At 67.2% G+C, this 26658-nt stretch carries 21 protein-coding genes and 1 tRNA gene; 4 read left to right on the forward strand and 18 right to left on the reverse strand.

What is annotated here, in order from left to right; genetic code table 11:
• Nucleotides 1-12 precede the first annotated feature (12 nt).
• On the forward strand, nucleotides 13-1278 hold the full coding sequence (locus tag IWX78_RS15105; RefSeq protein WP_196834467.1) for an MFS transporter: 1266 nt from the start codon (nucleotides 13-15) through the stop codon (nucleotides 1276-1278).
• Here the strand turns inward: IWX78_RS15105 and IWX78_RS15110 are convergent.
• From IWX78_RS15110 to IWX78_RS15165, 12 genes are all read right to left on the reverse strand, one after another.
• The gene (locus tag IWX78_RS15110) at nucleotides 1275-1592 is read right to left on the reverse strand and encodes a hypothetical protein (protein ID WP_196834468.1); all 318 of its coding nucleotides are present in this window, start codon (nucleotides 1590-1592) and stop codon (nucleotides 1275-1277) included. The genes IWX78_RS15105 and IWX78_RS15110 overlap by 4 nt on opposite strands.
• 5 nt (nucleotides 1593-1597) lie before the next feature.
• Nucleotides 1598-2401 carry an SDR family oxidoreductase gene (locus tag IWX78_RS15115; protein WP_196834469.1) on the reverse strand — a complete coding sequence of 268 codons (804 nt, stop codon included), beginning with the start codon at nucleotides 2399-2401 and terminating at the stop codon, nucleotides 1598-1600.
• A gap of 109 nt (nucleotides 2402-2510) precedes the next feature.
• Nucleotides 2511-6131, reverse strand: a complete 3621-nt coding sequence (locus IWX78_RS15120; RefSeq protein ID WP_196834470.1) for a hypothetical protein — start codon at nucleotides 6129-6131, stop codon at nucleotides 2511-2513.
• Nucleotides 6131-12880, reverse strand: coding sequence for a hypothetical protein (locus IWX78_RS15125; RefSeq protein ID WP_196834471.1), 6750 nt, complete (start codon nucleotides 12878-12880; stop codon nucleotides 6131-6133). Before IWX78_RS15125 ends, IWX78_RS15120 begins: the two co-directional genes overlap by 1 nt.
• Nucleotides 12881-13024: 144 nt before the next feature.
• On the reverse strand, nucleotides 13025-14602 hold the full coding sequence (locus IWX78_RS15130; RefSeq protein WP_196834472.1) for a S8 family peptidase: 1578 nt from the start codon (nucleotides 14600-14602) through the stop codon (nucleotides 13025-13027).
• Between the two features lie 77 nt (nucleotides 14603-14679).
• Nucleotides 14680-15117 carry a pilus assembly protein TadG-related protein gene (locus IWX78_RS15135; protein ID WP_334684773.1) on the reverse strand — a complete coding sequence of 146 codons (438 nt, stop codon included), beginning with the start codon at nucleotides 15115-15117 and terminating at the stop codon, nucleotides 14680-14682.
• Nucleotides 15118-15122: 5 nt separating this feature from the next.
• Nucleotides 15123-15524 carry a hypothetical protein gene (locus IWX78_RS15140; protein WP_196834474.1) on the reverse strand — a complete coding sequence of 134 codons (402 nt, stop codon included), beginning with the start codon at nucleotides 15522-15524 and terminating at the stop codon, nucleotides 15123-15125.
• Between the two features lie 55 nt (nucleotides 15525-15579).
• A complete protein-coding gene (locus IWX78_RS15145) occupies nucleotides 15580-15975 on the reverse strand; it encodes a TadE/TadG family type IV pilus assembly protein (RefSeq protein WP_196834475.1) in 396 nt (131 codons plus the stop codon).
• Nucleotides 15976-15977: 2 nt separating this feature from the next.
• The gene (locus IWX78_RS15150) at nucleotides 15978-16163 is read right to left on the reverse strand and encodes a hypothetical protein (RefSeq protein ID WP_196834476.1); all 186 of its coding nucleotides are present in this window, start codon (nucleotides 16161-16163) and stop codon (nucleotides 15978-15980) included.
• Between the two features lie 34 nt (nucleotides 16164-16197).
• Nucleotides 16198-17145: a type II secretion system F family protein gene (locus IWX78_RS15155; protein WP_334684774.1), complete on the reverse strand. Its 948-nt coding sequence runs from the start codon at nucleotides 17143-17145 to the stop codon at nucleotides 16198-16200.
• Nucleotides 17133-17999: a type II secretion system F family protein gene (locus IWX78_RS15160; protein WP_334684775.1), complete on the reverse strand. Its 867-nt coding sequence runs from the start codon at nucleotides 17997-17999 to the stop codon at nucleotides 17133-17135. The genes IWX78_RS15155 and IWX78_RS15160 overlap by 13 nt, the downstream gene beginning before the upstream one ends.
• Nucleotides 17996-19225, reverse strand: coding sequence for a CpaF family protein (locus tag IWX78_RS15165; RefSeq protein ID WP_196834477.1), 1230 nt, complete (start codon nucleotides 19223-19225; stop codon nucleotides 17996-17998). Before IWX78_RS15165 ends, IWX78_RS15160 begins: the two co-directional genes overlap by 4 nt.
• Before the next feature lie 118 nt (nucleotides 19226-19343).
• Here IWX78_RS15165 and IWX78_RS15170 point away from each other — a divergent pair.
• Both IWX78_RS15170 and IWX78_RS15175 read left to right on the forward strand, forming a co-directional pair.
• Nucleotides 19344-19425, forward strand: a tRNA-Leu gene (locus IWX78_RS15170).
• 54 nt (nucleotides 19426-19479) lie between these two features.
• Nucleotides 19480-20220 (forward strand): DedA family protein, encoded by a 741-nt coding sequence (locus tag IWX78_RS15175; RefSeq protein ID WP_196834478.1) that lies wholly within the window; start codon nucleotides 19480-19482, stop codon nucleotides 20218-20220.
• 33 nt (nucleotides 20221-20253) lie between these two features.
• Here IWX78_RS15175 and IWX78_RS15180 read toward each other — a convergent pair whose 3' ends face one another.
• From IWX78_RS15180 to murI, 6 genes are all read right to left on the reverse strand, one after another.
• Complete coding sequence (locus tag IWX78_RS15180; RefSeq protein ID WP_196834479.1) at nucleotides 20254-21162, reverse strand: cation diffusion facilitator family transporter; 909 nt, start codon at nucleotides 21160-21162, stop codon at nucleotides 20254-20256.
• Between the two features lie 346 nt (nucleotides 21163-21508).
• Nucleotides 21509-22528, reverse strand: coding sequence for an LLM class flavin-dependent oxidoreductase (locus tag IWX78_RS15185; protein WP_196834480.1), 1020 nt, complete (start codon nucleotides 22526-22528; stop codon nucleotides 21509-21511).
• Nucleotides 22529-22582: 54 nt separating this feature from the next.
• Nucleotides 22583-22831 (reverse strand): hypothetical protein, encoded by a 249-nt coding sequence (locus tag IWX78_RS15190; RefSeq protein WP_196834481.1) that lies wholly within the window; start codon nucleotides 22829-22831, stop codon nucleotides 22583-22585.
• A 191-nt stretch (nucleotides 22832-23022) separates the two neighbouring features.
• A complete protein-coding gene (gene rdgB / locus IWX78_RS15195; protein ID WP_196834482.1) occupies nucleotides 23023-23628 on the reverse strand; it encodes an RdgB/HAM1 family non-canonical purine NTP pyrophosphatase in 606 nt (201 codons plus the stop codon).
• A complete protein-coding gene (gene rph, locus IWX78_RS15200) occupies nucleotides 23625-24368 on the reverse strand; it encodes a ribonuclease PH (protein ID WP_196834483.1) in 744 nt (247 codons plus the stop codon). Before rph ends, rdgB begins: the two co-directional genes overlap by 4 nt.
• A gap of 45 nt (nucleotides 24369-24413) precedes the next feature.
• Nucleotides 24414-25262: a glutamate racemase gene (murI, locus tag IWX78_RS15205; protein ID WP_196834484.1), complete on the reverse strand. Its 849-nt coding sequence runs from the start codon at nucleotides 25260-25262 to the stop codon at nucleotides 24414-24416.
• Between the two features lie 63 nt (nucleotides 25263-25325).
• On the opposite strand from murI, the gene IWX78_RS15210 reads away from it, so the two are divergent.
• Nucleotides 25326-26657 (forward strand): nicotinate phosphoribosyltransferase, encoded by a 1332-nt coding sequence (locus IWX78_RS15210; protein ID WP_334684776.1) that lies wholly within the window; start codon nucleotides 25326-25328, stop codon nucleotides 26655-26657.
• The last annotated feature ends 1 nt before the right edge of the window (nucleotide 26658 follow it).

A 26658-nucleotide genomic window follows, 5' to 3' on the forward strand; every position in this document is an offset into this window, starting at 1 on the left:
ACTCGAAGCACGATGGCAGACGACACCCCGGCATTCAGCATCCGCTCCGTCGCCATCGTTGTTTTCCTCCCGACGCTGCTGTTCTCGATCGGCGAAGGTGCGCTCATCCCGCTCATCCCGGTCGCGGCCACCAACCTCGGTGCCAGCCTCGCGATTGCTGGCGTGATCTCGGGGATGCTCATGATCGGTGAACTCGCCGGCGACATCCCGAGCGGGTGGCTGGTCAGTCGCGTCGGCGAACGGCCGGCGATGATCGGTGCTGCCCTGTTGTCGATCGTCGCCGTCCTCGGGGCGGTTCTCGCCCCGAACCCGTGGCTGCTTGGCGCCTCGGTCTTCGTCCTCGGCCTGTCAACGGCCGTGTTCGCTCTGGCACGACATGCCTTCATGACGAGCTATGTGCCGCTCAGATATCGGGCTCGGGCGTTGTCGACGCTCGGCGGCGTGTTCCGCGCCGGCCTGTTCATCGGCCCGCTGATCTCCGTCCCGGTGATTCATGTCACCGGAGGCGCGCAGGGTGCTTTTTGGATCATGGTCGTCTCGTGCCTCGCCGCCGTGCTCATCCTGATGTTGCTTCCTGACCCCGAGTCGCTGTTCGGGGCAGAAGCGAAGGCCCGCAGAAGTGGGCACACTCACACGGCAGGCCAGGATCTCGCAGCCGAGGAATCACACGGCCTGTTCCGTACTCTCTGGCGGTTCAGGGGCGTCCTCGCCCGTATGGGTTCCGGAGCAGCGCTGATCGGAGCCATGCGAGCGGCGAGAACGGTGATCATTCCGCTGTGGGCGGTGAGCCTCGGGGTCAGCGAAGCGAACACCGCCCTTCTCATCGGCCTCGCCGGCGCGGTCGACTTTGCCCTGTTCTATGTCAGCGGGCAGGTGATGGACCGGTTCGGGCGCGCCTGGAGTGCTGTTCCGTCAACCATCGGTCTCGGTGCGGGGATGCTGATCCTCGCGCTCACCCACGACACACCACATGCCGTCGTGTGGTTGATCATCGCCGCCGGTGTGCTCTCCCTCGCGAACGGGCTGGGCAGTGGCATCCTCATGACACTCGGAGCCGACCTCGCTCCCCCGGCGCATCCGGCCCCGTTCCTCGGTGCCTGGCGGTTCACCGGAGATGCCGGATCGGCCGCAGCTCCCCTGATCGTCGCCGGCCTGACCGGCCTGGTCTCGGTGTCATTCGCGGCGGGTGCCGTCGGTATCGTCGGGTTGATCGGTGCCTGGCATCTGGCGCGGATGATCCCCCGCTACATTCCGCCGCGTCCTCGACCCGGGGCTTAGCCCAGCGACCCCCAGGCACTCCCGCTGATGAGGACGACACAGATCAGCGTCACCAGCGCGATCGCTCCGAAGACACTGGCCATCGCCACCAGCCGCCGGGAACCGGGTCTCACGGCGAACCGGACGATGAGAAGCCCCACGTAGAGAGCGACGACAAGGGCAACGCCGGTCCAGGCGACGACCGGTGCGAGCCCGACGAGTGTGAGGAGGACGGCAACACAGATTGCCGCGAGAACGGTGCCGAGCAGGATCCAGATCAACCCGGTGGATGTTGTCAGAGCGGCCTGGCTGCGCACTCGCGTGGGGTCGGTCATCGCCGTCACGCTTTCTTCGAACGCCAGTCGTTGCTCGTGAGATGTGAGCCGCCCTGTGGTCCCATCTGCAGCATGCCGCCGTCGACGGCCCAGGACGCACCGGTCACATAGCTGGACAACGGGGAAGCGAGGAATGCGATCACCGCGGCCACCTCACGGGCGTCGCCCGGTCGGCCGAGTGGGACCCCCGGCCGCTTGTGGTCGTGCGGGTCCTCGTCCTCCTGGTCGGTCATGCCGGTGGAGATCTCCCCTGGAGCGACCGCGTTTGCGGTGATTCCGTACTCGCCGAGTTCCAGAGCAAGCGTTTTGATGAGGCCACCGAGCCCGTGCTTGGCCGCGTCGTATGCGCTCGACCCGTACCGCGGCTGGTGCTCGTGCACGCTCGTCGTCGCGATGATCCGGCCACCGTTTCCTGCGTCGACCATTCGTCTGGCCGCACGCTGGATGGCGACGAACGCGCCGTCGAGGTCGGCAGAAACGGTGTGCCTCCACTGCTCGAGGGTCATGCCGAGGAACGGGACGTTGTCACCGAGTCCGGCGTTGTTGACGAAGACGTCGATCCCGCCGAGCTCGTCGCACAGTCCGTCGACCGCATCCCCGCAACGATCCAGGTCGGTGGTGTCGAGATGCGCGACGATCGCGCGTCTCCCCTGTGCGCGGACCTCTGCCGCCGTCTTTTCCGCGCCGGCCTCGTTGCTGCTCCAGGTGATCCCGACGTCCATTCCGGCTTCGGCGAGCGCGATGGCCGTCGCTCGCCCGATCCCTGAACTCGATCCGGTCACGATGGCGAAGCGGGGGCTGAATGTCATAAGGCTGATCTCCTGGTCGGGGACACGGGCTGTGTGTACTCCACCGAACACCCCCGCTCTCCTGGCCATCAAGCCCTTGACAGCATGATCGGTCGATACCGCCCAGCCGTCACGCCAGTGCGGTGACCGTGATCCGCCCGCCGTCAGGGGCGACGAGGGTGATCGTCGCGGTGAGCGGCCCGGCCAGGGGAATCCAGATGTCGTACACGCGTCCGTGGCCGTCCGACCGTCTCCAGCCGAACTGGATCCCCCCGCGCGGGAGCGGTGTGCTGCTCATCGGAATGTCCGGAAGGCTGATCGAAGCCAGCAGTGGCCGTCCGACGAGGCGCGGGTCCAGAGGAAACGGCGTGCGGCGCGGTCGCTGCGTCGCCCGCACGACGAGTTCGTACGGGGGAACCACGTCGACAGGCGCGTCGCTGCCGACCACGACGGCGACCCCGCGACCGACAACGGTGATCACGTCGATGAGCGAGAGGTCCAGCAGCGGCGGTTCCACCCAGCCGGGCACCGTCTCGGTTCGCTCCGTCACCCGGCCGAACGGATCGATGATCCGCACGGCGACCTCCACCGGGTCGGTGGCCACCGGGCGTGTGAACCAGACGGCGAGCGGCGAACGACCGGATGCCCTCGGCCCCCGCTCCACGATCACCGCGGTGTCCGCTTCGGCCGGGGGGCTGAGGAGTGGGGTTTCCGGTACTGATTGCAGCGCCACGAACGGCAGCGTCTCCGACCGTGCAGTCACCCCTACACGGTGAGCCCCCGCCGGAACGGGGCGCACCGGTGCTGACGTGGACGTGCGGAGGACGATTCCGGTATGGGCGGCATCCGTCTCGACCGCGATCGGCGCGAGGTCAGGGGGACCGTCGGGCCGCGCGCTGAACGACACGACGTCCGAAGGGTCCGACGGCATTCCACGAACCGCCTCCACCGGCACCTGGTCGACCGGGATGGCGATCGCGCGGACGAACCAGTCGTCCCAGCTCTCCGGAAACGGTCCGGTCCAGGCTGCCGTGTACACCGGGTCTCCGGTGACAACGTCCGGCGGGCCGGCCGTCGGGTCCGCCGCTACCTCAGCGAATGCAGGACCCATCGTGTCCGCACGACGCGCCGCACCCTCGGAACGCGTCCGGAGCAGTCGGAATCGGGCCACAGGCAGGGGGCTCGAACTCGACATCTCGATCACCGTGTTGCCGGTCGCATCCGGGCGTGACCGCACAAGGGGTGGAGCCGGATGCCGAAGCCTGGGAGCCATGGCGACGCGAACGGCGGTCTCGGCCGGTCCTGACGGCCACGGCGATTCGACTCCGGAGTCTGTGACGGTCGTCACCGCGAACAGGTGGATGTCTGTCGACCCTTTCGGCAGGACGGCGTCGAAGTCCCGAACGGCTCCGTCGAGTTCGGTCAGCCGACGGAACAGCTGGCGTCGCCTGTTGTCCGGAAGGGCGTCGTATGCCGTGCGGAGGGCATGCAGTCGGGCGCCGGGCGGATCGGTGTCCGCAGCCCGGGGAGCCAGCCCGACACTCTGACGCAGTGCCGTTTCCGCGCACTCCCAGATCGCGGTGGTCCTCACCGCGGCACCGGCGGGAAGCGACCAGGCGACACGGGCGTGCGCCCGCCCTTCAGCGTCTGGCAGACTCGCCAGCGGAACGCCCGGAAGCGGCGGGAGTGGGAGCGGCTCGACCGGAACAGGACTGGCCGCGCTCGCGAGCGCGGGGTGCGCCACATCCGGCGTCCAGCCCGACGGCGTGACCCCGACGAACAGAGCGCGGCGAACCCAGATCTGCACGCCCCACCGCCGGGTGGCTCCGAAGTCGAGGGTCGGAACGTCGGCGTGGACGGCGAAACGGCGCCCGCCGTCGCCCTGAGCGGGCCCTGCGGTTTCCTCTGCGGTGCCTTCTGCGTTCAGAGCGGTGACGTCGCAGCCGATGCCGGTGGGATCGTCACCAGCGAAGTCGACGCCGAGGTCGCGCTTGAAGCAGTTCGCCGGAATCACGGCTGTCGGCGACAGGCCGACCGGCGGGTCGCTTGTCGGCGTCAGCATCGGGAAGAACACGGCGACGATGTCGATCGACCGCGTCCTTCGCTGCAGCCATTCCGTTGCCACTTCGAGGTCCAGCTTTGACGGACACGTCGTGGATCCGGCGAAGCGGGTGGTGAGCGCGACCGAGACGAGCCGCGCGCCCTCGGGGCCGGGTTCGTCTCCGCTGTACGGAACATCACTCCAGCGCGACCACACGCCATACACATCGCTCACGGCGACCGCATAACCGACCTGCCGGCCCCCGCTGCCCAGCAGGATCTCGGCGCCCCCATCGACGACGCTCGTTGAGTCGCTCCCCGGCTTGGGTTTCGGCGCGTCTGCGCTGAGCACGAGCGGACGCCATCCACTGGGGTCTCGCCGCTCGATCAGCGCTTCGGCATCCCCGGCACCGGCGGCGTACCGGGCGAGCGCGGACTCCGTCGGGATGCCGAGGCCGGCGGCCGTCGGGGTGAGCTTCCAGTTCAATCGCACGGTCTCCCGCCACGCGAGATCCGCTTCCGCTGGCGGAACGAGTCCCGACCGCCCCGCTGTGAGAGCGGCTGGAGACGGTGTTTGCGCGTGCGCGATTCCCTGGGGGGCGTAAGCGGCGAACTCGGCCGAGCCGGTTCCCATCGGCGCGATTTCGCGGTAGGTGGCCGTGATGAGGAAATCAGAACCGCCGACGCCGATCTGTTCGGGGAGCATCCGTTCCTGCGAGTAGCAGCTGCCGAACCCCGTCACGAGGTTGAGAAACGCATCGCTGTGTGCGGGGATGTTGAGCGCAGCCCACGGTTTGGCGTCCGCCTTCGTCGCGAGCGCCGATTGTCTGGTGCCCTGCCGGGGTGGGGCGACTGCCCGCACATTCGACAGTGTCCACTGGTCGTACTCGGGAACGGTACCGTCGTACATTCCCGCGATCTCAGGCAGCACGAACTTCTGCACTTCCTCGATGAGCGCGTCACTGTCCGGGGCGGACCACTCCGGTGCCAGACGCCCGGCCTGGGTCACGGGATGCCAGCCGAACGGCGGGCCGCCACGGAGCAGGCGGGAAGCTGCGGCGTCTCGCGGGGCCATCAGATCGTCGATGGGCCCTTGGTCTGAGGTGTCATATTTCGTTCCCCAGCCGCGCTCGACCGGCAAGCCGACGATCTCGATCGGCTTCCAGGCGTCGTCATTGATGACGTCGTCGAGGCGAGTGATCGCCACCTGAGGGTTGGACCCGTTCACCAGGAGCCCCATGACGGCACCGGACGTCGACAGCTCAAGGGTGACTGAATTCGATGAGGGCTGCACGGCGACGGATGCAACGGCGTCGTAGAGCGACGGCGAGGTGCGGAAGAGGAACAGCCCGACCGGCTGGTTGATCGAGTCGACGTCACAGCGCACGCGAATTCGAGCAGCCTGTGTTCCGCCCCACCAGAAGGCGAGACCACCTTCTGCCTGCCAGGTGATGACGTCGACCGTCTCCATCCGGTCGTCCTGCCTCCCCCGGGTCCAGACCGTGAAGGGCCCGTACGGCACACCCAGCTCTTTCGCGGCCGCCCAGGTGACGCGGATGTCCCCCGCTCGGGCCCTCAACTGTTCCGGTTTCAGTCCGCGGAGCGGCGAGTGGTGGCCCCGTTGCGGCCTGGTCATCTTGTCGGCGATAAACGGCCAGTTCAGGCGCACAGCTTCGGCGCGGAACCGGAACACGTCGGCGATGCGAGACATCAGTCCTCCACCTCCCAGGGGGCACGCAGCAGCGAGATGCGCGCCGCGGTCACGAACGATTCGGGGGTTCCGGCCAGCTGGTCGGCGGCCGTTCGAAGGTCGAGCCGAGCTTCGGTGCCACGAGATCCAGCGGCAAGGAGCACAACGGCCCTGGTTCCTCCCGGTCCACGGATGATCCGGCTGATCCCGGCCCGTGGCGGGTCAGAGTCCGCAGGCGGCGCTGTTCCCGGCACGACGCTGAGCCAGTCGGCCGGTCGGCCCGCCCAGTAGGTGTGACTCGGGTCGGGCGAGTCCGGCGGGGCGGGGATCACCGTTGGAACGACGCGGGACCGCCAGAGCGGTTCGCTGCACTCCAGGACGACTGCGAACGGCTGAGGTACGGCATCCGTCGTCCAGAGCACCTGGACCCGCGGGAAGTCTGGAACCTGCGGCACGGCCAGTCCCGCCGCCTGGAACGCCTCGTCGACCTGGGCGCCTGTCGGGGTTGTCGGAAGTCCCGCGATCGGCCCCGTTAGCGGAACGACACGGTGCTCCACCGGCGCCGGCGAGATGAAGCCGGCCAGGCCGGCGGCGCTCTCGAAGCGCGATGTGGTGAAGCCGATGCGGTGCACGAGACCGGTTGTGGTCGGGGGCGATGCGGTCGGCACCGCGTGGATGTCGATGAGGTAGTCGGTGAGTGGCTCGAAGTCGTAGTCGAGGGTCAGCGTGTAGGTGTGCGAACCGGACCCGCTCGACGGCACACAGCGCTGGCCCGTTTCCCCGAGCATCTCGCGCACCGCCTGCTCCCACGGCGTCTGCACGCCGAAGGTGGCTCCGATACTTCCGAATGGGGCGGCGGCTTCGACAGGGATCACGAACGACGCGGCGGAGCCGCCTCCTGTCGGTGGTTCGGGGTGGTGCCCGGATGCCGCCCGCACGACGAGGCGCAACTGCTGACCGTAGGCGTCGAAGAGGGCGGCGACCTTCTGGGTGGCGAAGGCGATGCGGACCTTCTCGGTGAGAAAAACACCTACGTCATCCATCCCGGGCGTCGTGGCGAGAATCCACGGTGAGAGGTCTTTCGGCGACTCGGATGCCGGGTCTGCCTGGAACCGGTACGACTGCGTTTCCTCCGCTCCCCAGGTGGGGTCGGGGCTCGCCGCGGGCTGGACGTCCCCGTCGGCGGATGCCGCCTTCCAGGTCACGTGCACGGTGTAAAGCTCGCCGGGGACGAGGAGCGCGTGGTCGTCCGGCGCCTGCGTGAGCGCGTTCGACAGAGCCTGCCGATCGGATTCACGTGAGGTGCTGTCCCAGTCGTAGCGGCGCTGCTCGCTCCGCAGCATCCCCTCTGCGGCTACGACGTAGAACGCGGGGAAATCGCCGCTCTGACCGGCGTCGCGATCCCACCCGACGACCAGCCGAGACGCCCGGTCGGGGAGATCCCTGAGGCTGATGAGCACCGCGTAGAGGCCCTGTTGTGACGTTGCGGCGACCCGGGCTGCGATCCTGCCTGCCCGCTGTACCGGATCTGCCCAGGGGCCGGCCGGGTCGACCCAGCCAGCGGGCAGAGGGTTGCCTGCATTGATGAAGTGGCCGGTACCGATCCGCTCCTCCCCGAGTTCTCCGCCGTCCGCATCGCGGACGGAGACCACGGCGTTCCCGCCGAGCCCCCGTTCCGGGACGAGAAGGAGAATGCTGACATCCACGAACTCGTCCGTCCCGACGTCGATGGTGACGGCATCCGCCAGTCGGTCGGGCGAAAAAGCTGTGTCGTTCCAGACCTGCTTCACCCGTTCCTTGTCAGCGTCGGGGCCGAACGGAGCCGGTTCGGCCTCATCACGTTCGGGCGAGCGGAGGATGCGGCCCTCGCAGTCGAACGCCGTGCGGCGGCGGGGGTCTCCGGTAGACGGGTCCCAGGAATTCTCCTGACGGATGGCAACGAGGTCACGGAACAGACCGCCGGAAGCAAGCTGTGCTGTCACGTCGGCGAATGCGGCGCTGGGGAGCACCCGGTTGCTGAATGTCAGCGGCTGCCCGGTCTGCCAGTACTTCATCGGGTCGTCGGCCGTTCCCGGGCGGCCGTTGTAACAGGGCACGGCATCACCGATCACCGTTGCGGGCTGGGTGGCCTGGACCCGATCCGTCACCGGGTCGATCCGCCACGGCTCCGTGATGTCGACCCGGCCGGCGACGGGAATGGAGCGCGGGCGATCCGGGGGATCTGGCCAGGCGACGCCGTCGAGCCGCCAGCCAACCGGGCTCGGCCCTGTCGGGCACCGATCGAAGGTCCAGAGCAGTCGGGCCGGTGGTGCGGCGTTCCCACACACCGTCCCCCAGCGATGTTTCACCTGCGTCGTGAGCGCTTCGCCGTACGGGACCGCCGCCGAGTGCGGAGTGGGCAGCCAGTCGAGCAGAGCGAGGGTCGGTCCGGCCACCGGTCCGGCATCGGCGGGAGCCGCCCACCAGGTCGACGGAGTCTTGCCGGTCGCTGGGGTGAGGGGGCCGTCGAGTGTCACGTTGACGAGCTCGTACCGCCACCATCGGTCGCCGATCCGCGTCCACGGGTTCGCCGCGGCGCCGGAAGTTCCGAATGCGGCCGCGCCGAGGACGATCGGGCCGGCACCGGTCGGGGCGGTCCGGAAGGTGATGGCCGGGATGGCGTCGAGCGGAACGGTGGGCAGCTCATCCGGTGCTCCCGCCGACGGGGTGATGTCAACGGCATCCGACAGTTTGCCGTCGATCGAACTGTTCGCTCCGGTGCCTTCGAGCTTGGCCGGAGTGCGAGCGATGAGGCTCACGCCCATAACGAGCGGGAGCGGATCGGGTGTGGGCGTGGTCTCCTCGCCGATGGTGAGCTCCACGCAGCCTTTCACTTCGAAGAAGAAGAAGTCGACGCTGCCGCACACTTCACCGTGCACGTACGGTTCGGTGACCCACACGTCGCCGACCTTGCGTTTTCCGACCTGCACGACCAGTTCGGCGCTCGCGCTGATCCCGACGATCCAGAGCCGCAACTCCCCACGTACGTAGATGATGCCGCCGAGGTAGAACGGGTCGAGACCGAGGATGGCGTCGAACCCGGCGGCCACCTCGAGGTACAGGCCGACCGCCTTGCTCCCCATCAGCACTGCCTGAAGGTGGAACCCGGTGGCGACGGCGATGCCGCTCGGCACAGCAAGTGCCGGATCAGTGGGGAGACTGATGCCGTTTCCGTGCACCATGAGGTAGCCACTGCCTGAGAGGACGTCGAGCACCTCGACGGTGACACGGTCGGTGTAATTCCCCAGCTCAACGAACCAGTCCTCGGGCTGCTGGCTGTTGAAGAAGGCGGTGATCGGCACCCGGATCTTGAGGACGCTCTCGATTTCGTATGCAGCGACGATGCCGATGGTGATCGTGCCTCGACCGAAGTCGATATCGAGCACGGCCAGGAACGTGGCGCTCTGGTTGCTGTCCAGAACAGGCGGCAGCGAGAGCACGTCGGCTTTCATCACCAGCAGCAGTCGCGGACCGGGGACCTCGATGATGACGATGCCCTTGAGGTGCACGGTGAATCCGGCGTCGACGGTGCCGACGAGCATCCCGGCCGCGAAAGCGTAGCTCCCCGGGGTGAGTTGCCACCCCGTCGGGTCCATCACTCCCCCTGGCCTGGCGAACTGATCCTGCAACCAGACCAGGGCGGGAACCTGCAAATCGGTGCGCTCCTTGCGCGCGTAGTTGACGCCCACGCCACCCATGAATCCGTAGATCCCCAGGCCCGAGTTGCCGAGCAGGATCGGGACAGGGAATTCGACCTCGGCGCCGATGAGCACGCCGGTGACGCCGTCGTCGTTGCTCTCGACGGCGAGGACCGCGGACGCACGGATGTTGACGGGAACGATGGTGAGGTCGAAAGCGCCCTTGAACCCCTGATCGGTGAACTCGATCGACCCGGTGCCGTGAATGGTCCCAGGGATGTCGAGGGATGCCGCCAGTTTGGTCAGTTGCACGTCGAGCGTGGGACTGTCGAGACGGGCACGAACCCGCACGGTGTCCACCGTGACGATGCCCAGGTCGACGCCGAGCCCGACCTCGATCTCGAGGTAGGTCGGGTTGTCGCGGCTCACCCGGAAGCCGAGGATTCGGAGCAGCTCGTCGAGCGGAGGGGCCGCGCTGAGTGCCCCGGCGGGGACGTCGAGTGTGTAGCCCCTGCTCGGGTCGAACACCGGGAGCGGCACGTACTCGAGGTCACCTCCCGTTCCTTCGGTTCCCCACTGTGAGCGCACACCGACCGCCTTGTATCGGGTGGTCACCGGGTGGGCCTGGTCGACACGGACGATACCGAGGTCGAAGCTGAACACCACCTCCAGGTCGAGGAGCACGCTGACCTGGGTGCCACTGTCTGCGACGGTCGTCGTGCCGTCCGGCCCGACGATGCCATCGCTGACGGTCAGTTCGCCCCCACGGAGGATGAGGGTGTGGGTGTGGATGAGGTCGCTGGCGCCGAGCGCGACGCTGCCGAGGGCGACGACAGCGCCTGCCGCCGGCGACAGTTGCGTGGCAGACGAGGTGAGCGGCGCCAGAATGCTCAGGGCACCGAGAATGTTGAGTGCCGTGGCGTTTGCGGTCGCCTGATCCATTTTCGCGAGACCGTCGAGGTCGGCATCCAGCGCCCGGAATTCCCCGGTCATCTCCCACGCACCCCGGTCCTCGCTGAGCCGCAGTCGGAGGAGGAATACGCAGATACCGTCTGACGGGTTGCGCGCCCCGGTCCGCAGGGCCGGCTGTCCGTTGCGTTGCAGGGCGGATTCGGCGGCGGTTTCGATGTCGAACTCGCCGTAGATCTCACCGCGGATGAAGGTGCTGCGCACGAACTCGACCCGCACACCGATCTTCCGGAAACAGTCGGGGCGCTGCTGCGCGGGAGGTTTCGGATCGGTGTCGGTCGGCGGCGGCGTCGCCCGACGCCGGATTTCTGCCGTGCAGATCTCGGGAGCGGCGGGGGGTTCCGAGTACACTCGCGCCCGCCACCAGCCGGAGGCTCCCGCAGCGGGGATGGGTGGAGACGTGACGCCTGTCGGGCCGAGCGGCGCCTGGGTGCGGGCGGGGTCGTGCCCGAAAGCGGCGCCCTGGACCACATTTGTGAAACCGATGCGCCGGAGAATCGAGATGGCCATGTCGCGGCGGCGTTCGCTGAGCTCGCGGTTGTCGTCCTGTTCCGGTGACGAGTTGTCGCCCTCGTACGAGGCATAACCGTCGACGGTGAGCTTCGTACCCGCGCCGATCGCTGCGAGCCGGTCGCTCATGTGCCGTGTGAACGTGACGCTGGATCCGTGATGGTCACGGTCGGCTGCGGGTTCGGCGTGCGTGCGGCTTTCGTTCCGTGCGTATGGGTCGCCGTCTGAGGGGTGCGGACGGTCGAAGAGGAAGAAGCAGTCGGCGACGGCACGCTGAACCGCGGTAAACGTCGCGGTGACCACGACGGTCCCGCCAGCGCCGACAGGGACCTCAGCCGTTTCACCCGTCGACGTTCCGCCCGGCCAGGACCAGGCGACACTGTCGCGTGGTTCGAGTCGCACGGTGACGGTGGATGCCGACACGGCTTCGCGGACGATCACGTGCGAGTCCCATCGGGCGGGTGTCACGGTCACCAGGGAATCACCGGCACCGCCCGTGGTGACGGATGCCGTACGCCGCGTCGCGGTGAACGTCCGGGTCGTCTCGTGGGCGGCGGAATCGCGTGCCGAGACGGTGATCGTGATGGTGCCCGTCGCCGGTGTGGTGACCGCAGCACGGTCATCATTCGTTCCGATGCCGTTGACCGAGATGGCGATGCTGATCGGTGCGAGGCCGCCGGCCGTGTCGACGAAGATCGTGGAGGTCTCGGGGAGCTGGGCGGTGCCGGTGCCCGGGTCGGCGATGTACTCCCCGGACGAGGTACCGAACCGCACGGACAGCGACGGGGTCTGACCGCGGTTGACGACTTCCGCCTCGAAGATGCCGGTGACTCCTTCATGTTCGCCGATGCCGACCCACAGGTTGCGCACGCCCGCGCTGACCGCGAGCCCTTCAACACCGCTGGGTGAGACGAACAGCCGGATCTCGGGCAGATAAAGTCCTTGCCACGCATCGGGGAGCACTCGGGCTGTGGCCGGGACTCCGCTCGGCCCTTCAGTCCCTGACAGGTCGAGCACGGCGGTGCGGTAGGCGAAGCCGACGGTGTCGCCCGGGCCGATCAGGGCGTGCGGTGGTTCCATCCGGACGAAATCGTAGGTGTTTTCCGTCGGTGAGCCGGTCGTTGTCGCGGAGAGCAGTTTCGCCGCGGTCGATGCACCGGCGAGCTGCATCACCCTGATCCGGGTGGCGGGCAGCACGAACGCGACCGTCGGCTGAGCCGGATCGGCACGCAACTGGCCCCGGGAGTCGACGAAAGCTCCGCGAAGGAACGGGGTGCGGATGGCAATCGACGGGGCGCCGACGATGATCCGCCACCCGCTGTCTCGTGTCCCGCCAGGACCGGTGAGGTGCAAGCCAAGAGCGGCGGAGACGTTCGGGTCGCGGAACTCGATCGGTGTTCCGCTCGACCCGCCGCTTGTGCTGAAGCCTCCCGTGCGAGGATCGAGCGCGAGCGGACCGGTGAGATTCATCGTTGCGGTGTAGACAGACCACGTGCCATCGGCATCCGTCTCTTCGACCGGTCCGGTGCCGTCGACGCTTTCGAGAGTGGATCTGAGGCCGTCGAGATTTCCGGAGTTCTGGGCGCCTGCCGGGAGTTCGTCCCAGAGTGACATGTCCACCACCTAGCTCGCAGGCGCGACGCGCCTGCTATGAATAGTGCTCAGGTTCGGGTGTGGCTCACCATATTCCCGCGAATCGAGCGCCGTCAACCCGCTCCCGGGTGCGAAATTCCGAGCGGATGGCGGTGTCTGTCTGGGTCAGAGAAAGGTCGCAGCGAACGCCGGTGAACAGCTCGCGGGGACGCCGATTCGCGCGGCGCGCGTGCGGCTCCCGCTGAGGATGGATGCCCGGAGAGCCGGCTCCTCGACGAGGTGGAACGCGAGTTCGCCTTCGAAACGAGCGACGGTCGAGCGCAGCTCAGGGCCGGCGAGGCCGAACCACCCGGCGAGTGCGGTTTCGAGGTCGGTCTCGCTCTCGTTCACCATCGCAGCCAGTCGCGTGATCGGGGCGTCGACGGCGCCCCCGCGCCTCGGGATCGTGTCATCGGGAGAAGGGAGCGTGGCGGCAAGCAGACCGGCAGCATCAACGATGCCCGACCCGAAATCGCCCGCATCCCAGCCCTCAGGCACTCGCGAGCCAGCGGTGACGAGAACCCGACGAAAGGCATCCTGAAGCCCTGCGCCGTATCGCGCCCGCAGCGCCTCAGGGCCGTGGTGTGCCAACCAGAGAGCGGCCGCGCCGGCGACGTGCGCGACGGCGTAGGACGAGCCGGAGGACCGGAACACGCTGGCGTGCGGTGTGCCGTCCACCCATTCGTAACCCGCGACGTGCACGCCCCAGCCGGGAGCGCTGACATCGACGGCTCGTCCCCGCGAGGATTCCGGCCACGGCTGGCCGTCCGGACCTGTCGCCGCGACCGCCAGGCAGTTCGGGTAGGAGGCTGGCGCCACGACGATGCGCACGTTGTTGCCTGCTGCGGCCATCACGAGCATCCCGGCGTCGACCGCCCGCTGGATCGCGGCCCGCAGGCCGAAGAACCCCTTGCCGCCGACGCTGATCGACACGAGGTCGCACCCGGTGCTGCGGGCGTGGTCGACGGCCCGGGCGACGTCACTGTCGAAAAGCTGGACAACACTCTCCACCGCGCGCAGCGGCACCACGCGTGACCCGGGAGCCACACCGACGATTCCCCGCTCTTCAGTTCCCTGTCCTGCCATCACGCTCGCCGTCGTTGTGCCGTGGCCGGGGAACGGCAGCGGCCACGGGGAGTGGTCAGGGTCCATCAGCGGGTCGAGGGCGTCGTCGTCATCGTCGATCAGGTCCCGATCGGTCTCGAGGTCGAGTGCGTCACGACCGAGTCGAGGATGCACCGTGTACCCGGTGTCCGGGTGCCCGATCCGGATGCCGGCACCCCGCGTCGGTTCAATCGACCAGGCGTCGTCGCAGCGGATGGCGTCACGTGCCCATCGACGCACCTCGCTGCCCGGCGGGAACTCCGCGGCGTCGGACGACCGGAGAGCGTCGACACTCCGGCCGAATGCGGTGACAGGGAGATCCGCCTCGGCGCGGCTGGCCACGCCGGTCGTGAGGATCTCCTGCACCAGCGTGTGGGCGCGGCGCGCGTACTCGGGTGTGCCCACGTGCTCATCGACCCGGCCGCGGATCAGCCACAGCTCGCTGTCATCCGTTAGGAGTGTGTCGATGCGCCAGCCGGGAAGCGAGCCGTCGAGCACCTCACGCAGGGGTCCGGGTGGAGTCGACAGCGGCTGCGAGCTCTCGAGGCCGATCCGCAGTTCGTGCACCCGCTGCGCTGTTCCGGCGTCGTTGCCGTCCATGTTGCACATCCGCTCCGGTCCGTCTGGACCGGAGCCTAGCCACGCCAGACGCGCCCGGCAAGATCGGCCCCGGCATCTCAGCGGAACACCGACCGCGCGACGGCCGTCACTTCCAGCCGAATGCCATCGGGCACGAACAGGGTCAGCACGGGTGGTTGCCAGGCCGATGACACCGTTACCGTGGCACTTCGCCCGTCGTGCGAGACGGCATCCTCGAGCACAAGCTGGTCGAAACTGCCGATCGGATTGTCGTCGAGGAACCCGGCGACCGCCGAGCGCACCGCGGGCGAGCGGAGGGTGAGTGTCGGTTCGCCCCCGTCGAGAGAGACCTCCGACAGCTCAAACGCCTCGGCTCCGACGAGGGCAGCGGCGTCGGCGAGGCTGTAGAGGCGCTTCCGTTCGAGGTACAGCGACGTCGCTGCTGCCGCCACGAGAATGAGCACGAGCGCCATCATGCCGAAGAAGATCGCGAGGAGAAGGGTCGAGCCGTTTTCGGTGTCCGTACCGCGCAGCATCCGTCTCATCGTTCAGACCAGAAGCGCGAGACCTGCTGCTTCGCCGTCGCCTGGATTGGAATGGTTGCAGCGGTCGACAGGTCGAGCACGTCGGGAACGAGCGGCAGTGTCACATCGATCCGGATCGTGACGGTGACCACCGAATTGCGCGCGGGACACTCTCCCGTGCTCGTTCCGCCGCACGAGATGGCAACGGATGCCGCTTCGGCCGGGATGCCGTAATCGGCCAGGCCGAATTCGACGGCGCGAGCAGCACGAACCGACGCTTCGTCCGGACTGGGCGCCTGCACGAAAACGCGGGCAGCCTGGCGCGCCGCGCCTTCAGCAGCGAGGGCACCCGCCTGGACGGACGCGAGCGTGACGATCAGGTAGACGAGAGGCACAAGCAGGATGAGCCCCGCAGTCACGAACTCGAGCGCCGCGGTCCCATCATCAGCGCCGACCCGCCGGGCCGCGGAAGCCTCAATCCTCGAGGGTCTCGATCGCCGCATGACCGCTCACCTCGAGTGCTTCCTCTGCTCCGACCAGGCCGATGACCGGCAACCGCGTGACCACCGTGATCTCAACGCTGGCATGCCCGAGAAAGGTACCGGTCCGTGCTGAGACGTTCCTGGCGAAGTCCGGCCCGATGGCGACCGTGATGAGTTCTCGGGTGCGCTCGATGCCATCGGCCGGGCCGTTGTCGGCGAGCGCCGCAAATCGTGCGCCCTCCGCTGCGGCGTCGAGAACCGTGTTCCGGATGTGGAGGGCCAGGCCGAGTTGAAGCACCGCCAGGGTCAGGACGGTGAGCAGCACAGCCACGAACGTGAACTCGACGACAGCCGAACCGGCCTCGCTCTTCCAGGCCGGGCTGCTCACGGTCACATCCCCGAAACCCGGGCGATGGCCTGCTCGAAGATCTGGCTGAGCGCCGGCCCGGCCAGGCTCCAGATGAGGACGACGAGGCCAGCCGTCATCAGCGTGATCAGTACCCACCCGGGTACGTCTCCGGAGTCGTCGGTCACTCGGGCGCGCAGCGATCGGCGCCAGGTGGACAGGGTGCTCATGATGTCTCCTTCACTTCGACGGATGATGGCCGGGTCAGAATCCGGACTGGAGTACGAAGATTCCCGGGTAGATGGCGAACAGGATCGACAGCGGGAGTATGAGAAAGACGAGCGGGACCAGCATCGCCACCTCTTTCTTGCCGGCGATCTCCAGAAGACTGCGCTTCGCGTCGTCCCTTGCGTCCTGTGCCTGGGCGCGGAGCACCTCCGACAGAGGGGAACCACGCTCAAGCGCTGCGCTCAGCTGTTCGACGCATCGGGTGAAAGCTGGGAGGTCGATTCGGCGTGCGCCGTCGTTCAGCGCTGTTGCGAGTGGGATCCCGGTATGGACGGCACTGGCCACCACCCGGAACTCCCTGCCGAGTTCGCCGGACCCCACCCGGGCGATACGGCGCAGCGAGTCGAGGATTCCCTCTCCGGCCGACAGGCTGAGACTCATGAACTCGAGCACGGTCGGAAGCTCGGCAGTGATCCGGGCCAGCCGTCCGCGCGCGGACCGCTTGAGCTGAAAGTCTCGCAGAACGGCACCACAGACGGCGCCGATCACCGGGGCGAGTGCGGCGACGACGCCCGGGAGAGTTCGGTCACTGCTCCCGACGGTTGACACGACGAGACCGAGAGCGGCGCCGACCAATGCCCAGGCGAGTTGCTCCGCCCGGAAGCGTCGAACGGTGATGGTCCGCCCGGCCTGGCCGAGTCGTTTCTGGACGAGCGCGTTTCCGCCGAGAAGCGTTCCGAGCGCGTCCGCGAGTCTGATGATGGTCGGCGCGAGAAGTGTCCCGAGGATCGGTACCGGGTCCACGAGTCGTTTGAGAGTGAACAGCCGGGCCGGTTCCGAGACGTCGACGATGTAGGGCGCGACCCGATCGGCGAGAGTCGGCCCTCCCATCCGCGGCAGCAGCGCAACGACCGAACAGAGGCCGAGTCCCAGCACGACACCGAGCACGATTGCCCATGCCGATGCCGCGCTCACTGGAACCACCGCCTCTCCTGCGGCAGTCGGCCAATTGCCAGCATCATCCGATACGCCAGCAGGGACACCGCCGCGCCACCGGCGATGAGTACGGCACCTCCTGCCGAGTTGTACGCGAGTGCCGCTTCCGGGCGCGTTGCGAGCAGCAGAAGGATGCACCACGGTGCGGCGACGCCCAGCCTGGCCGCATTGCGGATCCAGGATTGCCGCGCTTCGACTTCGGCACGAATGGCGATGTCTTCACGCAGATAGGCGGCGAGACTGCGGAGCACCACGGTGAGATCGGTTCCTCCGACATCGCGGGCCATCCGCAGGGTTTCGATGATGCGGTCGGGAACCGGGTCGGCGAGGTTTGCTTTCAGGCGGTCGAGGCACCCACCGAACGAACCGGTGCGGCGGTAGTCGCCTTCGAAGTCGAGAAACTCGCCACGGAGTGACTCCGGGCCGGAGTGGGCAAGACTCGCAACGGCATCCGGGAGCGCGAGGCCGGAGCGAACGGCGCCGACCAGGTGATCGACGACGTCGGGCCAGAGCGAACGGTTCAACGCTCGGCGGGCGCGGGCACGCCAGATGACCGCGACCGCGGGAAGAACCCCACCCACCACAGCGGCGCACAGCGACAACGCCCCGACGCCGATCAGAGCCTGAGCGAGCCCGCCGGTGAGGATGGCGATGAGCAGCGACAGGGTGACGAACACCGCTGGAGGAACTCGACCGAGTCCGGCGAGCGCCAGTGTCGAGGTGAAGCCGCCACCGCCGGGAGCAGCCCTGACCTTCTTCTCGCGACGTCGAGGGACGAGCCAGGGTGAAACGGCGAGCAGTATCCCGGCGGCGAGCAGGCATCCCAGCAGCAGCCACATCATGCGCCTCGCCGAAGGATCGCCGCCGGGTTGATGCCGGCGTTCTCGAACTTGACGACGCGAGTGGGATGGCTCCCGGTCGGTTCAAGGAGCCCGTCGCGGAGCGCGAACAGCACACTCGCCTCGATCACCGGCCCGTTCAGGGCGCCGCTCGGTGCGACGATCTGCGTCACCCGGCGGAACCCGCCGCGGTCCATTTCGCAGTGGACGACGACATCGATGCACCCGGCGACCGTCGGCTGCACGAAAGAGGAATCGATGTTGCGCCCCGCGAGCAAGGGAAGCGTTGACAGCTTCACGAGAGCGTCTCGAGCGGAGTTGGCGTGAATCGAGCACATCCCCGGAACCCCACTGTTGAGTGCGATGAGGAGGTCGAGACTCTCCGCCTCACGCACCTCCCCGACGATCAACCGGTCAGGGCGCATCCGCAGCGCCTCCTTGATCAGCCGCCTCAGGGTGATCTCCCCGGTGCCCTCGAGGCTGGGCTGACGGCACTGCATCGCGACCACGTCGCCGGCGGCGAGGTCGAGCTCGAAGGTCTCCTCGACGGTGACGATGCGTTCGTTGCTGCGCACGCTCGACAGCAGAGCGCCAAGCAAAGTCGTCTTGCCAGCCTGGGTGGCACCGGAGATGAGGATGTTCTGCCCGGCCAGCACGCAGCAACGCAGGTATTCGGCCGCCTGCACGCTCAGCGAACCGTTGGAGACGAGGCTCGTGAGGTCGCGAACCTGCCGACTGAACTTGCGGATGTTGACCGCCATGTGCCGCCGCGTCACGTCCGGGATCACGACGTGCAGGCGTGACCCATCGGGCAGTGAGGCGTCGACGAACGGCGAACTGAGGTCGACGCGACGGCCGGTGCTCTGCAGCATCCGTTCGACCAGATCGCGGACCCCGGATTCGGTCAGAACGGTGTTCGTCAGTTCGGGGATGCCGTTCCGTGCGACGAATACGCGGGTGGGCGCGTTGATCCAGATCTCTTCGATACCGGGGTCGTCCAGGTACGGCTGAATCGGTCCGAATCCGGTGAGCGACGCAACCACCTCGCGCTCGGTCGCGCGCTCATCGGTGAGCAGTGGGAGGGTGCTGCCGAGCGCTCGTTCGCTATAGCGACGGACCTCTTCGCGTGCATAGTCCTCGGCGAGCCCGAGCGAACCGGCAAGGTCGACGCCTTCCCGTGTCACCCGGTCGCGCACGCGGCCGGTGATGATCTCTGTCGCCGACGTCATTGCAGAAGTCTGCCGAAAAGCATCCGGGGTCCGTGCGCGTTATCCACAGCCTCGGTGCCCCGCCCCAGTACTGGGTCACAGGATGCTGGGAATGCTGCCCCTAAACTGGTATTTGTTCGCGGGAGTGGTGAAATTGGCAGACACGCAGGATTTAGGTTCCTGTGCTTTCGAGCGTGTGGGTTCAAGTCCCACCTTCCGCACGATCTGATGGCCGACCGGCCCTGACGACCACCGAACTATCGGAGTAGTTGCGCATGATCCACACCGGGCTCATCCCCTGGCTCGACCCAGCGACCATCATCGACGGTGCCGGACCATGGGCGCTGCTCGTGATCTGCCTGATCGTGTTCGCCGAGACCGGGCTCCTCGTCGGCTTCCTGCTCCCTGGTGACACGCTGCTCGTCATCACCGGCATCTTCACCTTCGGCGGCATCATCAACATCGACATCTGGTGGGTCGCCCTCGCCATCGGGTTGGCGGCGTTCCTCGGCGGTGAGGTCGGCTATCTGATCGGCCATAAAGCGGGGCCGCGCATTTTCGAGCGCAAGGAATCCGGCATCTTCAGCATCGAGAACGTGAAGCGCACCAACGCGTTCTTCGAAAAGTTCGGCGGTATCGCCGTCATCCTCGCGCGGTTCGTTCCGATCATTCGTACGTTCGCACCGGTCGCTGCAGGCGTCGGCCACATGAACTACAAGAAGTACACGCTCTACAACCTCATTGGTGCCCTGATCTGGGGCGCAGGGCTCACATACTTCGGCTACCTTCTCGGGTACATCCCGCCGGTGGCTGCGTTCGTGCAGGAATATATCGACGTCATCCTCATCGGCGCCGTGGTCCTCACTCTCATCCCCACGATCTGGCACTACATCCAGTCAAGCCGCAAGGCGAAGCGCGCCGCGGCCGAGGGTGAGGATGTCATCACCGACGACGACGAAGCACGCCAGATGGTGCTCGACGCCGAGGCGTTTGACCAGAAGCCCGACCACCACTAGCCGCAGAGCGCAGCCGGCATCGCTCGCGCGTCGTCAGGAATGACGCGGATGCTCGTGCCCGGCGTGTTTTGCCGGCTCGAGCTGGAACGTCGAATGCTCGACATCGAAATGCTCGGCGAGGCACTCAGACAGGGTGTCGAGCATCTCGCCTGCGCGACCCTCGCTGAAGACTGCCGGTTCGACGACGACGTGCGCGGTGAAGACATGCTCCCCTGTCGTGATCGACCAGACGTGCACGTCGTGCACGTCGATTACACCTTCGGCACCCCGGATGTGCGTGCGGATGAGTTCGACATCCGTCTCGGGAGGCGATGATTCGTTGAGCACGCGCCAGACGTCACGCAGCAGCAGCCACGCCCGGGGAAGGATGCCTGCGGCGATGACGAGCGAGGCGATGGCATCGACCTGCACGAACCCGGTGAGCAGAATGATGACGGCTGCGACGATCACTCCGACCGAACCGAGGAGATCGCCGAGCACCTCGAGGTAGGCACCGCGCATATTGATCGACGTCTTCGCCGAGCTGCGGAGGATCACCATCGACACGGCGTTGGCGATCAGGCCGATCACAGCCACAACGAGCATCGGCGCCCCGAGCACCTCGACGTCCCCAGGGTCGAGCAGTCGCGACACGCCGGTGACCGCGATCGACACCGCCACCGCTGCGAGAATGAGCCCGTTCGCGAGGGCACCGAGCACCTCCACCCGACGATAGCCGTAGGTGTGGCGCTCCGTCGCCGGCCGTGCGGCGATGCTCAAGGCGACGAGGGCGATCGTGAGACCGGTGAGGTCGCTGAACATGTGGCCGGCGTCGGCCAGCAGGGCGAGCGATCCGGTGAGGATGCCGCCGATCACCTCGGCGATGAGAACGACGGCAACGATGAGGATGACGAGCACCAGCTTGCGCCGGTTCGTCGTGTGGGTCGCGTGATCGTGTGCCATGTCACTCCAACGCTAATCCCCCGCAATGCCGGATGACCACCTGCGCACGCTGATAGGAATGATCGCCGTTCTCAGTGCCGTGCCGCACCTTCAGGAGATGCCCGCACCTTCGGTGTTCAGGAGATGCCTCCAAGTTCAGGAGATCCAGACGACGCGCCGTACTGAGAGCGCTCCCTCTCGGCGTGTCGCAGTGGATCTCCTGAAATTGGAGCGAAGTCCGGGCCCCTGATGAAAACGACGAAAAGTAGGTCTACATGTTCATGGGCCATCGCGATCGACGTACCACGGAGTTCACGCGGGTGACGGAGTCATCGAGTGATCGTCAGGGCCAGGCGTCAGGGCCAGGTCAACGCCATCCTGCTGCAGGCGCCACGTCTTTCACGATGGATTCCAGGAGCGATGCACAAAAGGCCACCCCGAGCTGATTGGGCACCGTGATGAGCAGGGTGTCGGCCTCGGCGACAGCCTCGTCCTGCGCGAGCTCTGCGGCGATGACATCCGGCTCGCCGACGTAGCTTCGGCCGAACCTCGCCAGTCCCCCGTCGAGCACTCCGACCTGGTCGCGCGACTCCGCCTGCGCTCGGAGACCGAAGTAGTGCCTGGTTTCGTCGTCGATGAGCGGAATGATGCTCCGGCTGACCGAGACGCGAGGCTCGCGAGCGTGACCTGCTGTCTGCCACGCGTCCCGGAACATCCGGATCTGTTCGGCCTGAAGCTCGTCGAACGGCACCCCGGTGTCCTCGGTCAGGAGCGTGGAACTCATCAGATTCATCCCCTGCTCCGCAGCCCACACGGCCGTGGCTCGAGACCCCGCACCCCACCAGATGCGATCAGGCAGGCCCTCCGACCGCGGCTCGATCGCGAGCGGCTGCTCGACACCGGTCATTCTTGGATTCGACCGGGCAACACCCGTGCCGGCGATGGCCGACCGGAACAGATCGGTGTGCTCGCGAGCGAGATCGGCATCCGTCTCGCCTTCCGCCGGAACGAAGCCGAACGACTCAGAGCCGCGCATCGCCGTTTCGGGTGACCCTCTGCTGAGCCCGAGCTGCAGCCGTCCGCCGCTGATGAGGTCGGCCGCCGCAGCCTCTTCGGCCATGTACAGCGGATTCTCGTAACGCATGTCGATGACGCCGGTGCCGATCTCGATGCGCTTCGTCCGCGCGGCTATCGCCGCAAGCAACGGGAACGGGGATGCCAGCTGCCGGGCGAAATGATGCACGCGAAAGTAGGCTCCGTCGACTCCGAGGTCCTCGGCTGCAATGGCCAGGTCGATCGATTGGAGGAGGGCGTCGCCGGCGGTGCGCACCTGCGACCCGGCAACGGGCTGCCAGTGGCCGAACGAGAGAAAACCGATTCCTGTCATGGCACGTGCAGCGCACTGGAAGCCTGAGCTATTCCAACTGGCATCACCCGACCACTACCGGCTGTCTCGTTCGGCCTGGCGTTCGGCGCCCTGCGCCTCGCGTTTCTGCCCTCCGGTGGTCTTCTGCTGCGAACGCGCACGGCCGCCGGAGGTCACCGAGGCGTCGTCGATTCCGGATGCCTCCGGCCCGGTCGATCTGCCGGCTTGAATTCGCGCCAGCCGCTCGTCCTTGAGCTCCTCAGCCGCCACGTGCGCCACGCGGGCGAGTTCGGCGCCGATGATCGACAGGGCTTCCCCGAACACCTATGCCCGCGCGCGCCTTGTCGGACCCGAGCAACACACGGGAGTCCTCCAGTTCGCGGATCAGGTCAGCACCCACAGTTATTGGTCCATTTGGCGATGGTGGTGTGTCCGACCGCGGCGGTATGAAGCGCAGACCATTCCGGCCACCCGATCGGAACCGGTGAAGACCGGTCAGACCGGGCGATTCGCTATCAGAGCAGGCTGCGGAGCGTCGGGATCAGATCGGCGAAAGCCCTCGCCCGGTGGCTGATCTGGTTCTTCACCTCGGGTGACAACTCAGCGGCAGAGATGTCGTACCCGTCCGGCACAAAGATCGGGTCGTAGCCGAAACCGTTCGCGCCGGAGGATGCTGCTGCGAGGTGACCGGGCCAGACGCCTTCAGACACGTGCTCGAAGCCACCGGCGCGCAGCGCTTCGGGCACCACGAGCGCGATGGTGCAGTGAAAGCGCGCCCCCCGGTGTTCCGCGGCGATGTCAGCGAGCTGCGCGAGGAGGAGATCGAGGTTGTCCCTGTCGCTGTGGCCGGGGCCCGACCAGCGCGCCGAGAAGATGCCCGGGGATCCCCCCAGCACGTCGACGGCGATACCGCTGTCATCCGCGAGAGCGATCCGCCCAGTGTGGGCGGCGGCGGTTCGAGCCTTGATCAGCGCGTTCGCGCTGAACGTGACGCCGTCCTCGACCGGCTCGGGCCCGTCGTACGCGACGACCGTGATCTCGGGCATTGCCGCCCCGAGGATCCGCTGGAACTCCTGCACCTTGTGCTGGTTGTGTGTCGCCAGCACGACCTCGAGACTCATGCCGAGTCGCGGCCGAGAGCTGCGACCTGCATGGCAGTGAGATCGACAGCCCCGCCGAGAGCCAGGTCGAGCAGGGAATCCAGTTCGCGCCGGTCGAATGGTGCGCCCTCTGCGGTGCCCTGCACCTCGACGAAGAGGCCACGGCCGGTGACCACAACGTTCATGTCGGTCTCAGCACGCACGTCTTCGACGTATGCGAGGTCAAGCATGGGCGCCCCGTCGATGATTCCGACCGAGACAGCGGCGACGCTGTCGATGAGCGGTGTCGCCTTCTGACCGATGAACTTTTTCTCACGGGCCCATTCGATGGCATCCGCGAGGGCGACATACGCGCCGGTGATCGCAGCGGTGCGGGTGCCACCATCAGCCTGGAGAACATCACAGTCGATGACGATGGTGTTCTCACCGAGCGCCTTGGTGTCAATCACGGCGCGGAGGCTGCGGCCGATCAGCCGGGAGATCTCGTGGGTGCGGCCGCCGATCCTGCCCTTGACTGATTCGCGGTCCATCCTGCTGTTCGTCGAGCGTGGCAGCATCGAGTACTCGGCGGTGACCCAGCCTTTACCCTTGCCTGCCAGCCAGCGCGGAACGCCGTTCGTGAACGAAGCGGTACAGAGCACTTTGGTGTTGCCGAAGGAGATCAGCGCCGACCCCTCCGCCTGCGCACTCCAGCCGCGCTCGATCGTCACCTCGCGCAATTCGCTCGGGGTGCGGCCGTCTTTGCGGATGGTGTCGGTCATGGGTTACTCCCTGGTGGGCGCCGGAAGGCGCGGGTGGCGGACGGGTTACAGGCTGGTGGAGGAAGAGGATGCTCGCAGGGCGGAGAGGTCGATGACCCCGGTCTGCACGAGGTCGACGTGCGAAATCTCGCGGCCGATGAGCCGATGGGCGAGCTGGAGGAAGTCGTCTTCGCTTTCCCCCGTCGCCTCGTAGTGGTGCGCGGGTGCGTCTGGGCTCGTTCGTTCGAGGCCTCTCGACACCAGCTCACGGTAGACGTCGTTCGCCGTCTCGGTGTCGCTGGAGACGAGGGTGACGTCCGAGCCCATCACATACGAGATCGCGCCCTTGAGAAACGGGTAGTGGGTGCAGCCGAGCACGACGGTGTCGACGCCGGCGTCCTTGAGCGGCTGGAGGTACGCCTGCGCGGTCCTGAGTACTTCCGGGCCGGTCGTGATGCCGCTCTCGACGAACTCCACGAACCGGGGGCAGGCCTGGGTGAACAATTCGAGATCGGGCGCGGCGGCGAATGCGTCTTCATATGCGCGCGAGTTGATGGTGCCGTCGGTGCCGATCACGCCGACGCGTCGATTGCGGGTGCTGCTGACGGCGGTGCGAACGGCCGGCTGGATCACTTCGATCACGGGCACCGAGTATCGCTCTCGAGCGTCGCGAAGCATGGCGGCGGATGCCGTATTGCACGCGATCACGATCATCTTGACGCCCTGCGCGACGAGGTCGTCGAGCACCTCGAGCGCGTACCGGCGCACATCGGCGATCGGCTTGGGACCGTACGGTGAGTGGGCGGTGTCGCCGATGTAGAGGATCTCTTCGTTGGGGAGCTGATCCTGGATCGCACGCGCCACGGTGAGCCCGCCGACGCCGGAGTCGAAGATCCCGATTGGCGCGTCATTCACACTCCCAGCCTACTCGCCGCATCCCGCCGTCGAATTCGGTGTCGCCATCGCTAGGCTGACGGGGTGAACTCAACGCCGTTCCCGCGCTCGACCGCGCTGCACACCGACCGCTACGAGCTGACCATGGTCGATGCGGCCATCCAGCACGGAACCGCAGACACCGAGTGCATGTTCGAGGTCTTCGCCCGCAGGCTTCCCGGCGCGCGGCGGTACGGCATCGTCGCAGGCACCGGGCGGTTGCTCGACCTCATCCGCGACTTCCGTTTCGAGAACACCGAACTCGATTGGCTGCGCGACAACGACATCGTCACAACTCGCACCCTCGACTGGCTCGCCGACTACCGGTTCTCTGGCAGCATCTGGGGGTATCGCGAGGGTGAGGCCTACTTCCCCAATTCCCCGATCCTCATCGTCGAATCGAGCTTTGCCGAGGGTGTCCTGCTCGAGACTCTCGCGCTCAGTGTGCTCAATTACGACAGCGCGGTTGCGAATGCGGCAACCCGCATGGTGACGGCAGCGCGGGGTCGCCCCCTCGCGGAGATGGGCTCGCGACGAGCCAACGAGCACAGCGCCGTCGCTGCCGCGCGTGCCGCATACATCGCTGGCTTCGGCGCGACGAGCAATCTGGAGGCCGGACGCACCTGGGGAATCCCGACCATGGGCACGGCAGCACACGCGTTTACGCTGCTCCACGAATCAGAGGACGATGCGTTCCGCGCCCAGGTGGCAGCCGTCGGATCGGGAACGACGTTGCTCGTCGACACCTACGACGTGATGGAAGGCGTCCGCGCTGCCGTCCGGGCCGCCGGAACCGAGCTCGGGGCCGTCCGCCTCGACTCGGGTGATCTCCCCACCCTCGTCGTCGAGGTCCGCGAGCTGCTCGACTCCCTCGGGGCGACCGGCACGAAGATCACCGTCACCAACGACCTCGATGAGCACGCCATCGCCACACTCGCAGCCGTTCCGGTGGACTCGTACGGAGTGGGAACATCCGTCGTCACCGGGTCGGGCTCCCCCGCCGCAGGCATGGTCTACAAACTTGTCGCTCGCCGCGGTACGGACGGCGACTGGGTGTCTGTTGCGAAGAAATCACCGGACAAGGTGAGCGTGGGTGGCCGCAAGTTCCCGGTGCGTCGCCTCAACGCAGCAAACGTCGCGGTGGAAGAGCTTATATACGTCGGAGACGGACCTGAGACGAGCGATCAGCACGCGACCTCAGAGCGGCCCCTACTCGTCCAGCTCATCGACCAAGGCGCGATCGACACCCGGTTCACCGGCGCGGAAGGAACGCGACGCGCCCGTGATCATCGCGCTCGCATCCTCGCGGAACTGCCGGCAGACGCGTCGCGGCTGGGTCGCGGAGATCCGACGCTGCCGACGACCTTCCGCAGCTGAG

The sequence above is a fragment of the Mycetocola sp. CAN_C7 genome (genome assembly GCF_015752285.1).
Classification (GTDB): Bacteria; Actinomycetota; Actinomycetes; order Actinomycetales; family Microbacteriaceae; genus Mycetocola_A.

Bases quoted from the DNA above. Each gene is read 5' to 3' on its own strand.
- IWX78_RS15105 (WP_196834467.1), top strand. From the start codon at position 13: ATGGCAGACGACACCCCGGCATTCAGCATCCGCTCCGTCGCCATCGTT.
- IWX78_RS15110 (WP_196834468.1), bottom strand. From the start codon at position 1,592: ATGACCGACCCCACGCGAGTGCGCAGCCAGGCCGCTCTGACAACATCC.
- IWX78_RS15115 (WP_196834469.1), bottom strand. From the start codon at position 2,401: ATGACATTCAGCCCCCGCTTCGCCATCGTGACCGGATCGAGTTCAGGG.
- IWX78_RS15120 (WP_196834470.1), bottom strand. From the start codon at position 6,131: ATGTCTCGCATCGCCGACGTGTTCCGGTTCCGCGCCGAAGCTGTGCGC.
- IWX78_RS15125 (WP_196834471.1), bottom strand. From the start codon at position 12,880: ATGTCACTCTGGGACGAACTCCCGGCAGGCGCCCAGAACTCCGGAAAT.
- IWX78_RS15130 (WP_196834472.1), bottom strand. From the start codon at position 14,602: ATGGACGGCAACGACGCCGGAACAGCGCAGCGGGTGCACGAACTGCGG.
- IWX78_RS15135 (WP_334684773.1), bottom strand. From the start codon at position 15,117: ATGCTGCGCGGTACGGACACCGAAAACGGCTCGACCCTTCTCCTCGCG.
- IWX78_RS15150 (WP_196834476.1), bottom strand. From the start codon at position 16,163: ATGAGCACCCTGTCCACCTGGCGCCGATCGCTGCGCGCCCGAGTGACC.
- IWX78_RS15160 (WP_334684775.1), bottom strand. From the start codon at position 17,999: ATGATGTGGCTGCTGCTGGGATGCCTGCTCGCCGCCGGGATACTGCTC.
- IWX78_RS15165 (WP_196834477.1), bottom strand. From the start codon at position 19,225: ATGACGTCGGCGACAGAGATCATCACCGGCCGCGTGCGCGACCGGGTG.
- IWX78_RS15175 (WP_196834478.1), top strand. From the start codon at position 19,480: ATGATCCACACCGGGCTCATCCCCTGGCTCGACCCAGCGACCATCATC.
- IWX78_RS15180 (WP_196834479.1), bottom strand. From the start codon at position 21,162: ATGGCACACGATCACGCGACCCACACGACGAACCGGCGCAAGCTGGTG.
- IWX78_RS15185 (WP_196834480.1), bottom strand. From the start codon at position 22,528: ATGACAGGAATCGGTTTTCTCTCGTTCGGCCACTGGCAGCCCGTTGCC.
- rdgB (WP_196834482.1), bottom strand. From the start codon at position 23,628: ATGAGTCTCGAGGTCGTGCTGGCGACACACAACCAGCACAAGGTGCAG.
- rph (WP_196834483.1), bottom strand. From the start codon at position 24,368: ATGACCGACACCATCCGCAAAGACGGCCGCACCCCGAGCGAATTGCGC.